Genomic DNA, 14,320 nt, shown 5'->3' on the forward strand with positions numbered 1-14,320 from the left:
TCGACGAGCGCAGCCACTTGTCAACTCACGCCCATATAGCGGCCGGGCTTATGGTTGAGGGCAATGATCAAATTGAGAGCAACCGCCCCCAGCACGGAAAGCCCCACCCGTTCCGGCGGCAGCACCAGAAAAGCGGCGAGCATGATCAGCCCGTCGATGCCGAGCTGTACGTAGCCGGCGCGCCAGCCATAGCGCCCTTGCAAATAGAGCGCCAGGATATTGATCCCGCCGAGGCTGGTGCGGTGGCGGAACAGCACCAGCATGCCGATGCCGATTAGACTGCCGCCCATCAGCGACGCATAGAGCGGATGAAGGGTGTCGAAGGCGATCCAACTGCCGGTCAGCTCGGAAAACAGCGATACCAGGGCGATGGCGACGAAGGTGCGCAGAGTGAAGGACCATCCCATGCGTTTCACCGCGAGGTAGTAGAACGGCAGATTGATCACGAAGAACCACACGCCGAAACGCCAGCCAGTGGCGTACTGCAGCAGAAACGCCATCCCGGCGGTGCTACCGGTGAGCAGTAGCGCCTGGGTATAGAACGTGACGCCGAGGGCGACGAACAGCGTGCCACCAACATCGCCATCACGTCCTCATAGGGGCGATGGGGATCGGTGGGGAGATCTTGTGGATCCATTCACGTTTCCTTGGGGAAGATGGCGGCAACGCCGAGCGAGACCGGATTCTAGCGGGAAGCGGCGGCGAAGACCTTTGACCACGCTCATGAGCCTTCTTCGCGCCCGGCCTGTCAGCCGTCCAGCGGCTCGGCGTACTCCACCATCAGCTGCAGCGACTCCTGCCCCCGCCAGCGATTGCGATTGAGCCGGTAGGCGCAGCGCAGCCTGTCGCCCATACCGAAAGCCGGTAGCTCGCCGGGCGTGAGGGCGCGAAACCAGATCGCCTTGAGACTCGCTGCCCCCGCCGATAGCGTCAGCGACAGGTGGGTACCGTCGGCCCCGACGGCGCGCAGCGACTCGACCAGGAAATCGCCCTCGAACAGCGGCGCGTCGAATTCGCGCCCGTAGGGGCCGAGCATCTCCAGCTCGTCCAGCGTCGCCAGTTGAAACTGACCCGGGGTAAGTGCCCCATCGGTCAGTACTTGGGGATAGAGCTCGGCCCCCTTCAGCTGTTCGCCAACCGCCTGCAGAAAGGCCACCCGAAAGGTAGCCAGTTGGTCGACCGGCACGCCGACCCCGGCCGCACCGCGATGCCCTCCGAAGCGCGGCAGTGACTCGGGGGCAAGCTCGTAGGTACGCTGCAGAGCGTCGCGCAGGTGCAGTGCCTCGATGGAGCGCCCCGAGCCAGTGAGCATGCCCGGGGCCGCCGCCGGGGTCAGCACCAGCGCGGGGCGCCCGAAAGACTGCACCAGGCGCGAAGCGACGATGCCCTGCACGCCCGGATGGCCGTTGTCGAGGAAGACGATAAGCGCCGGACTGTCGACCTCGAGCTGGGGCATGGCCAGCGCACGCGCCTCCTCGACCATCTCCGCCTCGATCGCCTTTCGCGACTGGTTGTCGTCATCCAGCGTTTGCAGATGACGTACCGCGGTGGCGTCATCCGCTGCCAGCATGAAGTGCAACGCCGCATAAGGATCGTCCAGGCGCGAGCGGGCATTGATCCGCGGCCCCATCTGAAAGGCCAGCGTCTCGGCGGAAAACGGCACGCTGTCGTCTCCCAGGCGGACCGCCATGGCGCGCCAGCAGGCGGCCTCCATGCGATTGATCAGCCTCAGCCCATGGCTGACCACGGCACGGTTGGCCGAACTCGCACCCAGCGACACGCAGTCGGCCACGGTCCCCAGCGCCACATAGGAGAGCCAGGAGGAGAGCTTGGGAGTGGCATCGGGAAGGGCACCCCAGTCGATCAGCACACTGCGTGCCAGCGACATCACCAGCCACGCCACCATGCAGCCGGCGATAGTGCGGTCGGGGTACTGGCAGTCGCTTCGCGTCGGGTTGACCACGGCATGCGCCGAGGGCGGCGGCCCCTCCACCGGCAGGGCGTGGTGGTCGCTCACCACCACGTCGATGCCTGCGGCCTTGAGGCGGGCGATGCGCGGCTCGTCCGAACTGCCGCAGTCGGCGGTGATCACCAGGCTCGGTCGTGGTGTGAGCGCCAGCGTGCGCTCCACTAGCGGCAGGCTGATACCGTAGCCGTCATGGATGCGATGCCCGATCAGGCTGTGCAGGCGCGACTCCGGCACGCCGAAGAGCTCATTCAACGTGCGTCGAATCACCACATGCGAGGTGATTCCGTCGACGTCGTAGTCGGTGAGGATACCGATATGCTCACCCTCCACCACGGCGCGGGCGATGCGCTCGGCGGCACGGCGACCGTCGGCGAGGCGCTCGGGATGCTCGAGATAGCGCAGGCTGGGCTGGGTGAGCGGGGTAAGTTCCCCTTCGTAGCCGGCCAGACGGCCGGCCAGCACGCGGGCCTGCAGCTCGGTCAATCCTTCGGCGCGGGCGCGCGCATATAGCGCCTCGTTACGTGGGCGCAGCAGCAGCCGCGGCTTGAGGCGGGCGTGCAGGTCGGGCGGCGCAATCACGTCCACGCGTGGCTCCTGTTTCATGACGGGTATGGCACGGAAGAATACGGCTCATGGATCGGTTGGAAAACGTACGGCAATCGCCATTGACCCGCTCGGGCTGCCGCCGGACACGAGCGAGGGGCGCCGGGGACAGGTCGTAGCGGGAGTCCGATTCCAGGGATGGAATCGGTAGCGCCCAGGAATGGGTTCACAGCGTCCCCGCATAGACCTGTCGCCGGATCAGCCCTGAGCCGACCGGCGACGGTCAACGAGTGTTATCGCCGGTTTTCCGCCACGAACTTCTGCACCTGCTCGAGTTCGGCAGGGAGTACGGTGTAGCGCTCCTCGCGCTCCAGCAGGTCGTCCATGTGCGGGGGCAGCGGCACGCCAGGGAAGCCGGCCTTGACCACCGCCTCGGCGAACTTGGCCGGGTGGGCCGTGGCCAGGGTGATCATCGGCGTCTCGGCATCGGACCGGGAGCGCTCGGCGGCACGATAGCCGGTGGCGGTGTGTGGGTCGAGCAGTTCCTTGGTGCGGTGGTGCGCCTCGCGGATCACCTCGAGGATGGTGGTATCGTCGACGCTGTGGCTGGCGAACAGGGCGCGCAGCTTCTCGAGCGGCGCCTCGGCCAATGCCGTGGGCTCCTGCTGGAAGCGCTCGAGCAGCGCGGCCACGGCGTGGCCGTCGCGCTCGTAGGCTTCGAACAGCAGGCGCTCGAAGTTGGACGACACCACGATATCCATGGAGGGTGCCAAGGTCGCCTTGAGCGCCTGCTTGGAGAAGTCGTTGTCGGCGATGGTACGGTGCAGGATGTCGTTGGCGTTGGTGGCCACGATGAACTGTTTGACCGGCAGGCCCATGCGGTAGGCCATATAGCCGGCAAAAACGTTGCCGAAGTTGGCCGAAGGCACACAGAAGCTGACCTGACGATGCGGTGCACCCAGTGCCACGCCGGCGGCCACGTAATAGACAATCTGGGCCATGATGCGCGCCCAGTTGATCGAGTTCACCGCCACCAGGCGCGTGCCGTTGAGGAAGCCCTGGTCGGCGAAGCTTGCCTTGACCATCGCCTGGGCGTCGTCGAAGTTGCCCTCGATGGCGATGTTAAAGACGTTGTTGGCCAGCACCGAGGTCATCTGGCGGCGCTGCACCTCCGAAACCCGGTTGTGCGGATGCAGGATGAAGATGTCGAGATTGTCGCAGTGCCGGCAGCCCTCGATCGCCGCCGAGCCGGTGTCGCCGGAGGTGGCACCCATGATCACCGCGCGTTCGCCGCGCTTGGCCAGGAAGTGGTCAAGGATGCGGCCGAGCAGCTGCAGGGCCACGTCCTTGAACGCCAGGGTGGGGCCGTGGAACAGCTCGAGCAGGAAGTGGTTGGCGTCGAGCTGGTTGAGCGGCACCACGGCCTCGTGGCTGAAAGTGGCGTAGGCGTCGCGCACGATGCCGCGGAAGGTGTCGTCGTCGATCTCGCCGTTGACGTAGGGCTTCATCACCCTGAAGGCGATCTCGGCATAGGAGCATCCGGCCATGGCCTCGAGCTCCTCGCGCGAGAGCGGCGGGATCGATTCCGGCACGTAGAGCCCGCCGTCGCTGGCCATGCCGGTCAACACGACTTCCTCGAAACTCAGCGTAGGCGCCTGACCGCGTGTACTGACATAGCGCATGGCTTACTCCTGCTCGTCCAGCGATTCTACGCGGATGCGCGTGACCGGCCCGGCGATATCGGCCATCGATTCGATATGTCGGATCGCCTCGTTCATGTGCTTCTCACGACAGCAGTGGGTCAGCAGAATGATCGGCACCAGCTCGCCTTCGGTGGCCTCCTTCTGCACCAGCGCCTCGATGGAGATGCCCTGTTCGGAGAGGATCGTCGCCACCCGCGCCAACACCCCGGGGCGATCCACCGCCAGTAGGCGCAGGTAGTAGGCGGTGACGATGTCCTCCATGGGCAGGATCGGCAGGTTGCCTTCGTCCTCGCCGATACCGCTGAAGGCCAGGTACGGCACGCGATAATGGTGATCGGTGGTGATGTCGCGGGCCACGTCGAGCAGATCCGCCACCACCGCCGAGGCGGTGGGCTCGGAGCCCGCGCCGGCACCGTAGTAAAGGGTGGGGCCCACGGCGTCGCCCATGATCGCAATGGCGTTCTTGACCCCGTGCACATTGGCCAGCAGGCGCTCCTTGGGGATCAGCGTCGGATGCACGCGCAGTTCGAAGCCGGCATCGGTGCGCTTGGAGATACCCAGATGCTTGATCACGTAGCCCAGGTTGTCGGCCTGTTCGACATCCTCGGCGGTAACCCGCGAGATGCCCTCGGTGTAGGCCTTCTCGAACTGCAGCGGCACGCCATAGGCGATGGAAGCCAGGATGGTCAGCTTGTGGGCGGCATCGATGCCTTCGACGTCGAAGGTGGGGTCGGACTCGGCGTAGCCCAACGCCTGGGCTTCGGCGAGTACATCCTCGAAGGCGCGGCCCTCGCTGCGCATATGGGTGAGAATGTAGTTGCCGGTACCGTTGATGATGCCGGCCAACCATTCGATGCGGTTGGCGCCGAGCCCTTCGCGCAGCGACTTGATCACCGGAATACCGCCGGCCACTGCGGCTTCGAAGGCGACGATCACGCCCTGCTCGTGAGCCGCCTTGAAGATCTCGTTGCCGTGCACCGCAATCAGCGCCTTGTTGGCGGTGACCACGTGCTTGCCGTTGGCGATGGCGGTGAGTACCAGCTCGCGGGCCAAGTCATAGCCGCCTACCAGCTCGACCAGCACGTCGACATCGGGGTTGCGCGCCACTTCGAACACGTCGCCGGTGGTCTTGATGCCGGTGAGGTCGCATTCGGGGTTGGGGCTACGATACGCCACCTGCTCGATGACGATCGGACGGCCGGCCCGCCGCGCGATCTCGTCGGCATTGCGTGTCAGCACGTTGAAGGTGCCGCCTCCGACGGTACCCAGACCACAGATTCCCACTCTCACCGGTTTCAATGTCCTGCTCCCCAGGTTGTGTCAATGTCCAGCGTTCTTCGTTTCGGTCGCTCGTCGTCGACCCTTCGTCATTCGCTTGCCAGTCCGAGCATGCCGGCCAGGCGTTCGGCGGGCACGTATCCAGGCACCAGGCGTCCGTCGGGCAGCACAATGGCCGGCGTCCCCTGCACACCCAGCATCATGCCCAGATGATACTGCTCCTCGATCGGATTGTCGCAGTCGGCGCTGCCTGAAAGCGACTCCTCACGCTTCGCCGCGTCCATCGCAGTGCTGGGGCTGTCCGCGCACCATACCTGCTCGAGCAGACGCGCCCCGGAAGAATCCATCCCCGCGCGTGGGAACGCGAGGTAGTGCACTTCGATACCCATCTCATTAAGACTTGGCACTTCTTCATGGAACTGCCGGCAGTACGGGCATGTGGTATCGGTGAAGACCACAATCTCGGCCTTGCTCTCGCCGGTCCCACGGAAAACCACTCGCTCATCCTCGGGCACCTCGGCCAGACGCTCCATGCGCTCGGCGTTGCGTGCCTGTTCGGTCAGGTTGGTCAGTCCCTGCTCATCGTTGCGATAAAGATCGCCGACCAGGAAATGCTTGCCCTCGGCGTCGCTATAGAAGGATTCGCCGGTTTCCAGATGCACTTGGAAGAAACCCTCGAGCGGCGTTTCGCGAACGCTCTTCACCGGCATCGGCTGGCCGCCGACCTGGAGACGCTCGGCCAACCGGGCGGCTTCATCGGCCAGGACAGTGGTAGGCAGAAGAGCGGCCGCGAGCGGTGCGGTCAGGACGAGCAGGGAAACGGCAAGTCGGTGGGTCAACGCGATCATGAATCAGCCTCGAGGATGATGGTCGGCGTGCAGGGCTTCGAGTCGCGCCTGCGCAACATGGGTGTATATCTGTGTGGTCGACAGATCACTGTGACCGAGCAACAGCTGTACGACACGCAGATTGGCGCCATGATTCAACAGGTGCGTGGCGAAAGCATGCCGCAGGGTATGCGGCGACAAGGGCCGCGAGATCCCCGCGGTACGGGCATGGACCTTGATCCGATGCCAGAACGTCTGCCGGGTCATGCCGTTGTCGCCGCGTCCCGGAAACAGCGCCGGGCGCGATACGTCGGCCATCAGCGCACCCCGCGAAGTGCGCAGATAGCGCGACAGCCAGTGTACGGCTTCTTCCCCTAGCGGGACCAGTCGATCCTTGTCGCCCTTGCCACGTACCCGCACCACGCCCTGGCGCAGGTTGACCGCATCCGTGGTCAGCCCCACCAGCTCCGAGACGCGCAGGCCGCAACCATAGAGCACCTCGAGCATGGCACGGTCGCGCAGGCCGAGATCGGTGGTCACGTCGGGGGCGGCCAACAGGCGTTCCACCTCATCCTCCTCGAGGGTATTCGGTAGGCTGGGCCGTACTCGTGGCAGGCGCACCTCGACCAGCGGGTCGTGAGCGATGCGCCCTTCGGCCAACGCCCAGCGATAGAAACCGCGCAGGCTCGAGAGCAGCCTGGCGTTGCTGCGCAGCCGATAGCCGGTCTTGCGTCGCTCCTCGAGCCAGGCGGGCAGGAGCGCCGCATCGGGGGCCAACAGCTCGCCCCCCATCTCGGCCAGTCGGGCGGCCCACGCCTCCAGATCGCGACGGTAGGCCGAGAGAGTGTGATCGCTCGCCCCGCGCTCGAGCCACAGCGCGTCGAGGAAGGTATCGATCAGGACAGGGGGCTGGTTGTCATGTTTCATGTCATCGCCCAGACGACGAAGCCCCGCCCCGCGTGAGCGGTGGCGGGGCTTCGCATGGCGCAAGGCGCCGTTAGCCAACCCGGATCAGGAGAGCTTTTCCTTGATACGGGCAGACTTGCCGCTACGCTCGCGGAGGTAGTACAGCTTGGCCTGGCGCACGTCGCCGCGACGCTTGACCTCGATGGAGTCGACCAGCGGGCTGTAGGTCTGGAAGGTACGCTCGACGCCGACGCCGTGAGAGATCTTGCGCACAGTGAAAGCGGAGTTCAAACCGCGGTTGCGCTTACCGATCACCACGCCTTCGAAGGCCTGCAGACGCTCGCGGTTGCCTTCCTTGACCTTGACCTGCACGACGATGGTGTCACCCGGCGCGAAATCCGGCACCTGCTTGCTCATCTGCTCGGCTTCAAGCGCCTGGATCACCTTGTTCTTGCTGCTCATGACATAACTCCTCGATATTCGGCGCCACCCTTCCGGCGGCGCGTGATCCCGGCGCCCGAGCCAAGCTCGAGAGCGCGGGAGATGATGGGTGACGCAGGTCCACGGCTCACTGGGTCTCCGTGTCCTGCACCTCCGCCCCGTGGGCGTATTCCTCGATGAACTCCTCGAGCAGCATCTGCTGTTCGGCACTCAACGCTCTGCCTTCCAGCAGATCGGGGCGCCGCAGCCAGGTCCGCCCCAGCGACTGCTTGAGTCGCCAGCGCCGGATCTCGCCGTGATGTCCGCTGAGCAGGATATCCGGCACCCGCCGCCCGTCGACCACTTCGGGACGGGTGTAGTGCGGGCAATCCAGCAACCCCTCGTTGAAGGAGTCCTCGACAGCGGAATCCTGATGGCCCAGCACGCCGGGCACCAGTCTCGCCGCTGCATCGATCAGGACCATGGCCGGCAGCTCACCGCCGCTGAGCACATAGTCACCGATCGACCATTCCTCATCGATGTCGCTCTCCACCACGCGCTCATCGATGCCTTCGTAGCGCCCCGCCACCACAACCAGCGGCGGGCCGGCAGCCAGTTCACGCACGCCCTGCTGATCGAGCCGCCGCCCCTGGGGTGAGAGATAGATCACCCGCGGACGCACACCGGTAATCGCCTCGGCACGCGCGCGTGCATCATGAATGGCCGCGCGCAGGGTGTCGACCTTCATCAGCATGCCGGGACCGCCGCCATAGGGACGATCATCCACCGTGCGATGCCGGTCGCGAGCGTAATCTCGCGGGTTCCAGAACTCCAGCGCAATGCGCCCCTGGCTCACTGCTCGCCCCGTGACACCGTGCCGAGTGACGGCCTCGAACATCTCGGGAAACAGTGAAACGACACCGATCCACATGCCCGGCGCGCTAGCGGTCAAAACGAGGGATCCCAATCGACGGTCATGATACCGCCCGCCAGGTCCACCTCGACGATCACCTCGTCGGGAAGAAACGGCAGCAGGCGCTCGCGATCGTCGAGGGCAGGCGGCTCTCCCTGCGGATCGCCCCGCACCACCATCACGTCGTTGGCACCGGTCTCGAACAGATACCCCACCCGCCCCAGCACAACGCCGTCACGGGTAACGACCGTCAATCCTTCCAGCTGGTGCCAGTAGAATTCGTCATCGGCGAGTTCGGGCAGTTCCGACTTGGGCAGCAGGATCTCGGCGCCGGCGACGCGTTCAGCCGCCTCGCGCGAATCGATGCCTTCCAGCAGGGCCACCAGGCCCTTGCCGTGTTGTCGGCCCTGGAGCAGGCGACGACGCGACAGGCTATCGCCCTGACGCAGCACCCACTCGGCATAGTCGAGAATGCCGTCCATCGGGCTGGTGTGGGAATAGACCTTGAGCCATCCCTTGATGCCATAGGGGCTGGTCAACTTGCCCAGCACCACATGGTCGTCGCGCTCGATGCGTTCGGCCTCGCTCATGACATCACCGGGTCGCAGGCTCAGGCCTGCTTGCGGGCTTCCTTGACCAGCTCGGCCACGCGATCGGACATCTGGGCGCCCTGGTCCTGCCAGTGGGCGATGCGATCCAGATCGACGCGCAGACGCTCTTCCTGACCGCGAGCGATCGGATTGAAGAAGCCGAGGCGTTCGATGAAGCGGCCGTCGCGCGAGTTGCGTGAGTCGGTCACGGTCAGGTGGTAGAAGGGACGCTTCTTGGCGCCACCACGTGCCAGACGAATGGTAACCATGGCGTTAACTGTCCTTCGGTTGAGGTTACGTTTACTACCGATATGCACCGAGCCGGCTATTGGCCGGGTTTCTCGGCATTTGCCAGGAAAGCGGGTCCGTGGACCCGCCTTCGCGTCATTCGGTCACTTTCTTTACAAACGTGCAGCCGGGCATAGCCACGGTCCTGCCATGAAGACGCAGCATTCTACGGAAATCAGCCCCGCTTTGAAACCCTTTTGTCGAGTCTCGCAACGTCGCCAACAGAATGCACGAGCGGGATGGAGCGCCGGGCGCGCGGAGCACAGCGATACGCCCCGCAGCCGTTCCACGGCTTATCGCCAGGGGAAGCCGCCGGGTCCGCCCATGCCCCCCATACCGCCGGGGCCACCGGGACCGCCGCCACCCATCATGCCGGACATGCCGCGCATCATCTTCTGCATACCGCCCTTCTTGCCCGCCTTCTTCATCATCTTCTGCATCTGCTTGTGCTGCTTGAGAAGGCGGTTGAGGTCGGGCACCTGCAGACCGGCACCGGCGGCGATGCGGCGCTTGCGCGAGCCGTTGATGATCTCGGGCTTGCGCCGCTCCTGGGGCGTCATGGAGTTGATCAGCGCCTCGAGCTTGCCCAGCTCCTTCTCGGGACCCGGGCCCTGTGCCATTTCGGCCATCTGGCCCATGCCCGGCAGCTTGCCGAGCAGACCGCTCATGCCGCCCATCTTCTTGAGCTGCTGTAGCTGGTCGCGAAAATCCTCGAGATCGAAGCCCTCGCCTTTCTTGACCTTCTTGGCCAGCTGCTCGGCCTTTTTCTTGTCGACGGTGCGCTCGGCTTCCTCGATCAGCGACAGCACGTCGCCCATGCCGAGGATACGCGAGGCCACGCGGTCGGGATGGAAAGGCTCGAGTGCGTCGACCTTCTCGCCCACGCCCATGAACTTGATCGGCTTGCCGGTGATGTGACGCACCGACAGGGCGGCACCGCCACGAGCGTCGCCGTCGGCCTTGGTCAGTATCACACCGGTCAGCGGCAGTGCCTCATGGAACGCCTTGGCCGTGTTGGCGGCGTCCTGGCCGGTCATGGCATCGACCACGAACAGGGTTTCCTGCGGCTGGCAGGCGCGATGCAGCTCGGCGATCTCATCCATCATGGCATCGTCGATCGCCAGGCGACCGGCGGTATCGACGATCAACACGTCGTGGAACTGGATCCTGGCGTGCTTGATCGCCGCCTCGGCGATGGCCACCGGCTTCTGATCGGAGCGTGACGGGAAGAAGTCGACGCCCACCTCGCCGGCCAGGGTCTCGAGCTGGTCGATGGCTGCCGGGCGATAGACGTCGGCGGAGACCACCAGCACCTTCTTCTTCTCGCGCTCACGCAGATAGCGTGCCAGCTTGGCCACGGAAGTGGTCTTGCCCGCCCCCTGCAGACCCGCCATCAGCACCACGGCCGGCGATCCCTTGAGCGAGAGTCCCTCGTTGGCCTCGCCCATGATCGCCTCGAGTTCCTGCTGGACGATCTTGACGAACTGCTGGCCCGGCGACAGGCTCTTCGACACCTCCTGCCCGACGGCGCGCTCACGCACACGCTCGATGAAAGCCTTGACCACCGGCAGGGCCACATCGGCCTCGAGCAACGCCCGGCGCACCTCGCGCAGGGTGTCCTTAATGTTGTCCTCGGTCAGGCGCGCCTGACCTTTGATGGACTTGAGCGTCTCGGACAGCCGCTCACTGAGATTCTGGAACATAAGCCACTCCGGCGTTGAGCTGACAGGCGACCGGCACGCTCGGCGGCCGCTTTCCCTGCTCGCCTACGTATAACAGCTCGGGTTGAAGCATTTGGCGCGAATTATACGCTTTGTGGCGGCCAGTCTCCATGCATGCGGCCGCTTACCACGGCTGTGCGGCGCAGCGAGGATTGGGTATAGTGGCGTCGGCAGACTTCTTCAACCCAGGGATGCACAGACGCCGGCAACGGCGTACGGACGGCAATCGATGCAGGCGCTTCCTCTGGCCATCATGGCCTTCCTTCTCTATCTGGGCGCCGCCTCCTGGCAGGGGCTCACGCTGCTGCGGCGCGTTCCGCAGCGCCCGGTGCTGGTGCGCGCCCTAGGCGTGCTGGGCCTGCTGTTCCATCTTCCCGCGGCGCTACAGCTGATCGACCAGAGCCCGGGGCTAATGCCCGGCCTGTCGACGAGTGCCGCAGTGCTGACCGCCATCATGATCGTACTATTGCTGGGCGTGAGCCTGGCCAAGCCGGTACTCAACGTAGCGGTGGCACTATTCCCGATCTCAGGCCTGGCCCTGTTGCTGGCGGTCGGTCTGCCCAGCCCCGAGCGCACCGGCGGCATGACGCCAGGCATCGCCCTGCATGCCATGAGTTCGGCATTCGCGTTCGGCGTGCTATTCATCGCCGCCTGTCAGGCGGTGCTGCTGGGGCTGCAGAACCAGGCTCTGCGCCACCATCACATTCGCGGCATGGTTCAGGTATTGCCCCCACTGACCACCATGGAGCGGGTACTGTTCGAGTTGATCTGGGCCGGCATGGCGCTGCTCACCCTGTCGATTATCAGCGGTTTCCTGTTCCTCGATAGCATGTTTGCCCAGCATCTGGCGCACAAGACCATCCTGTCGCTGGCCGCCTGGCTCATCTTTGCCATCCTGCTAATCAGCCACCACGTGCTCGGCTGGCGCGGCATGCGTGCCGTGCGCTGGACGCTGGGCGGCTGCGCCGTGCTGCTGCTGGCCTATTTCGGCAGCAAGTTCGTGCTCGAGGTCATCCTCGACCGAGCCTGAACGAGTGTTGTCAAACGTAACGGACGAAGACCCGGCAAGGCGAGAAAACGCAGTTTTACGAGCCGTGAATGAGCGTCTTTGAGCCTGATCCCAACACAAAATGGCCTAGAAAGGTCATTTTCAGGCTCTCTCTGAGCCGGAAGTCGCCTTGACACTGCAAGGCCGAATCCCTACAAACGGGGCTGACACGCCAGCGAGGATCCATCGACTTGAGCGACGACTTCCCTTTGGGATTGCTGTTCAGCCTGCTTTTCCTACTCGTCTGTCTTTCCGCTTTCTTCTCGAGCTCAGAGACCGGCATGATGTCGATCAACCGCTATCGGCTGAATCACGAGGCCAACAGCGGTGACCGCCGGGCTAGCCGGGTCCTGCGCCTGCTGGCGCGTCCCGATCGGCTGATCGGGGTGATTCTGATCGGCAACAATTTCGTCAACAATCTGGCCGCGTCCATCGCTACCATCATCGCCATTCACTTCTTCGGTGAAGTGACCGGCCCCGCAGTGGCCACCACGTTGTTGACCGTCATCATCCTGATCTTCGCCGAGGTCACTCCCAAGACCTATGCCGCGATCAAGCCGGAGCGCATCGCCTATCCCACTTCGCGCGCCCTGGAACCGCTGCTCAAACTCCTCTATCCGCTGGTATGGTTGGTCAACGTGATCTCCAACGGCCTGCTGCGACTGCTCGGCGTGAAGGAGATCGAAGGAGGCACTGATAACCTGACCCGCGACGAGCTACGCACCATCGTGCACGAGGCCGGCACGCTGATTCCTCATCGTCACCAGGCGATGCTGCTGTCGATCCTCGACCTGGAGAACGTCACGGTCAACGACATCATGGTGCCGCGTCACGAGGTGGTAGGGATCGACCTAGATGACGAGCTGGAAGCCATCCTGACGCAGATCCGCACCAGCCAGCACACGCGCCTGCCGGTCTTCAAGGGCGACATCAACAACATCATCGGCATGTTGCATCTACGCAACGCGGCTCGCTTCCTGTCCCGCAGCGAAGTAACCAAGGCGGCGATCGTGCAGGAAGCCCGAGAGCCCTACTTCATTCCCGAATCGACGCCGCTGCATACCCAACTGCTCAACTTCCAGAAGCAGAAGCGGCGGATCGGCATTGTGGTCGACGAATACGGAGACGTGGAGGGCCTGGTTACCCTGGAGGACATTCTCGAGGAGATCGTCGGCGAGTTCACCACCGACGTTGCCGGTCAGGATCAGGATATTCATCGCCTGGACGACGGCAGTCACGTGATAGACGGCACGGCCAACATTCGCGACATCAACCGCTCGCTGGGCTGGCAGTTGCCCACGGATGGACCCAAGACCCTCAACGGTCTCATCCTCGAACACCTCGAAGCCTTCCCCGAAGGGCCGACCTGCCTGCAGATCGGCGCGGTGCGCATGGAAATCCTCGACGTGCGCGACAATCTGATCACCTCGGCTCGCTGCTGGCCGGCCACGCGTACCGGGCGCCAGCGTCAGTCGTGATCGCGCCGGGACGATGCGACCTCGAGCGGACACACCCAGCGATCGGCTTCGGCCTTGAGCGCGCGCACTCTCGCTTCCATCCGATCGCGTCGCGCTAGACGCGGCGGAATCGGCTCACCGAAACAAAGCGCCACCCGGGCACGAAAGCGTCGCGGCGGCTTGGTCAGTGCACGTCCGCCATGATGGGAGGTCCAGGATCCCCACAGCCCTGCCAGCCCCGCGGGAACCACCGGCACGGGATCCCGCGCCAGGATCGTCTCCAGCCCGCGACGAAACGTCTGCACGTCACCGTCCGGCGTCAACCGCCCCTCGGGAAACAGCATGACCACCTCGCCGCTGCGAAGCGCCCGGCTGACCTCCTGCAGCGCTCGCCGCACACTACCGGGATCGCGCCGGTCGGATTCCACCGGTATCGCGCCCACCAGACGGAACAGCCAGTTGAGCCAGGGCGACTCGTAGATCGGTCGGTCCATCAGGAAGCGCAGTGGTCGCGGGCTGGCACCGCCGATGACCAACGCATCCATGAAACTAACGTGATTGCAGACCACAATGGCCGCCCCTTTGGCGGGGATATGCTGAAGTCCGCGCAGCCGGAACCGATAGCAGCAGTGCACCAGCAGGAAGATCAGGCGTCGT

13 protein-coding genes and 1 pseudogene are annotated in these 14,320 nt (G+C 64.6%); 2 read left to right on the forward strand and 12 right to left on the reverse strand.

Features of this window, described 5'->3' with window-relative positions:
- Nucleotides 1–20: 20 nt before the first annotated feature.
- From CYJ07_RS16625 to ffh, 11 genes and pseudogenes are all read right to left on the reverse strand, one after another.
- Nucleotides 21–637: pseudogene (locus CYJ07_RS16625) on the reverse strand (YitT family protein).
- A gap of 111 nt (nt 638–748) precedes the next feature.
- Nucleotides 749–2,554 (reverse strand): single-stranded-DNA-specific exonuclease RecJ, encoded by a 1,806-nt coding sequence (locus tag CYJ07_RS16630; protein WP_231489668.1) that lies wholly within the window; start codon nt 2,552–2,554, stop codon nt 749–751.
- A 251-nt stretch (nt 2,555–2,805) separates the two neighbouring features.
- Nucleotides 2,806–4,194 (reverse strand): threonine synthase, encoded by a 1,389-nt coding sequence (gene thrC, locus CYJ07_RS16635; RefSeq protein WP_104204839.1) that lies wholly within the window; start codon nt 4,192–4,194, stop codon nt 2,806–2,808.
- A 3-nt stretch (nt 4,195–4,197) separates the two neighbouring features.
- A complete protein-coding gene (locus tag CYJ07_RS16640; RefSeq protein ID WP_104204840.1) occupies nt 4,198–5,514 on the reverse strand; it encodes a homoserine dehydrogenase in 1,317 nt (438 codons plus the stop codon).
- A gap of 68 nt (nt 5,515–5,582) precedes the next feature.
- Nucleotides 5,583–6,341: a DsbC family protein gene (locus tag CYJ07_RS16645; RefSeq protein ID WP_104204841.1), complete on the reverse strand. Its 759-nt coding sequence runs from the start codon at nt 6,339–6,341 to the stop codon at nt 5,583–5,585.
- Nucleotides 6,342–6,344: 3 nt separating this feature from the next.
- A complete protein-coding gene (gene xerD / locus CYJ07_RS16650) occupies nt 6,345–7,247 on the reverse strand; it encodes a site-specific tyrosine recombinase XerD (RefSeq protein ID WP_104204854.1) in 903 nt (300 codons plus the stop codon).
- An 84-nt stretch (nt 7,248–7,331) separates the two neighbouring features.
- Nucleotides 7,332–7,688, reverse strand: coding sequence for a 50S ribosomal protein L19 (rplS, locus tag CYJ07_RS16655; RefSeq protein WP_104204842.1), 357 nt, complete (start codon nt 7,686–7,688; stop codon nt 7,332–7,334).
- Between the two features lie 106 nt (nt 7,689–7,794).
- On the reverse strand, nt 7,795–8,577 hold the full coding sequence (gene trmD / locus CYJ07_RS16660) for a tRNA (guanosine(37)-N1)-methyltransferase TrmD (RefSeq protein WP_104204843.1): 783 nt from the start codon (nt 8,575–8,577) through the stop codon (nt 7,795–7,797).
- Between the two features lie 17 nt (nt 8,578–8,594).
- Entirely contained in the window at nt 8,595–9,149 is a 555-nt protein-coding gene (gene rimM / locus CYJ07_RS16665) for a ribosome maturation factor RimM (RefSeq protein ID WP_104204844.1), read from the reverse strand.
- 20 nt (nt 9,150–9,169) lie between these two features.
- The gene (gene rpsP / locus CYJ07_RS16670) at nt 9,170–9,418 is read right to left on the reverse strand and encodes a 30S ribosomal protein S16 (RefSeq protein WP_104204845.1); all 249 of its coding nucleotides are present in this window, start codon (nt 9,416–9,418) and stop codon (nt 9,170–9,172) included.
- A 312-nt stretch (nt 9,419–9,730) separates the two neighbouring features.
- Nucleotides 9,731–11,140 carry a signal recognition particle protein gene (gene ffh / locus CYJ07_RS16675; protein WP_104204846.1) on the reverse strand — a complete coding sequence of 470 codons (1,410 nt, stop codon included), beginning with the start codon at nt 11,138–11,140 and terminating at the stop codon, nt 9,731–9,733.
- A gap of 247 nt (nt 11,141–11,387) precedes the next feature.
- Here ffh and CYJ07_RS16680 point away from each other — a divergent pair, with 247 nt between their 5' ends.
- The gene (locus tag CYJ07_RS16680) at nt 11,388–12,188 is read left to right on the forward strand and encodes a cytochrome C assembly family protein (RefSeq protein ID WP_104204847.1); all 801 of its coding nucleotides are present in this window, start codon (nt 11,388–11,390) and stop codon (nt 12,186–12,188) included.
- Between the two features lie 209 nt (nt 12,189–12,397).
- Complete coding sequence (locus CYJ07_RS16685) at nt 12,398–13,684, forward strand: HlyC/CorC family transporter (RefSeq protein ID WP_104204848.1); 1,287 nt, start codon at nt 12,398–12,400, stop codon at nt 13,682–13,684.
- On the opposite strand, the gene CYJ07_RS16690 is transcribed toward CYJ07_RS16685, so the two are convergent.
- Nucleotides 13,675–14,320 (reverse strand): 1-acyl-sn-glycerol-3-phosphate acyltransferase (locus CYJ07_RS16690; RefSeq protein ID WP_104204849.1); only part of this gene is annotated, 646 nt, incomplete at its 5' end. The genes CYJ07_RS16685 and CYJ07_RS16690 overlap by 10 nt on opposite strands.

Source organism: Billgrantia saliphila (assembly GCF_002930105.1).
GTDB lineage: Bacteria > Pseudomonadota > Gammaproteobacteria > Pseudomonadales > Halomonadaceae > Halomonas > Halomonas saliphila.

Bases quoted from the DNA above. Each gene is read 5' to 3' on its own strand.
- thrC (WP_104204839.1), bottom strand. From the start codon at position 4,194: ATGCGCTATGTCAGTACACGCGGTCAGGCGCCTACGCTGAGTTTCGAG.
- CYJ07_RS16645 (WP_104204841.1), bottom strand. From the start codon at position 6,341: ATGATCGCGTTGACCCACCGACTTGCCGTTTCCCTGCTCGTCCTGACC.
- xerD (WP_104204854.1), bottom strand. From the start codon at position 7,247: ATGAAACATGACAACCAGCCCCCTGTCCTGATCGATACCTTCCTCGAC.
- rplS (WP_104204842.1), bottom strand. From the start codon at position 7,688: ATGAGCAGCAAGAACAAGGTGATCCAGGCGCTTGAAGCCGAGCAGATG.
- trmD (WP_104204843.1), bottom strand. From the start codon at position 8,577: ATGTGGATCGGTGTCGTTTCACTGTTTCCCGAGATGTTCGAGGCCGTC.
- rimM (WP_104204844.1), bottom strand. From the start codon at position 9,149: ATGAGCGAGGCCGAACGCATCGAGCGCGACGACCATGTGGTGCTGGGC.
- rpsP (WP_104204845.1), bottom strand. From the start codon at position 9,418: ATGGTTACCATTCGTCTGGCACGTGGTGGCGCCAAGAAGCGTCCCTTC.
- ffh (WP_104204846.1), bottom strand. From the start codon at position 11,140: ATGTTCCAGAATCTCAGTGAGCGGCTGTCCGAGACGCTCAAGTCCATC.
- CYJ07_RS16680 (WP_104204847.1), top strand. From the start codon at position 11,388: ATGCAGGCGCTTCCTCTGGCCATCATGGCCTTCCTTCTCTATCTGGGC.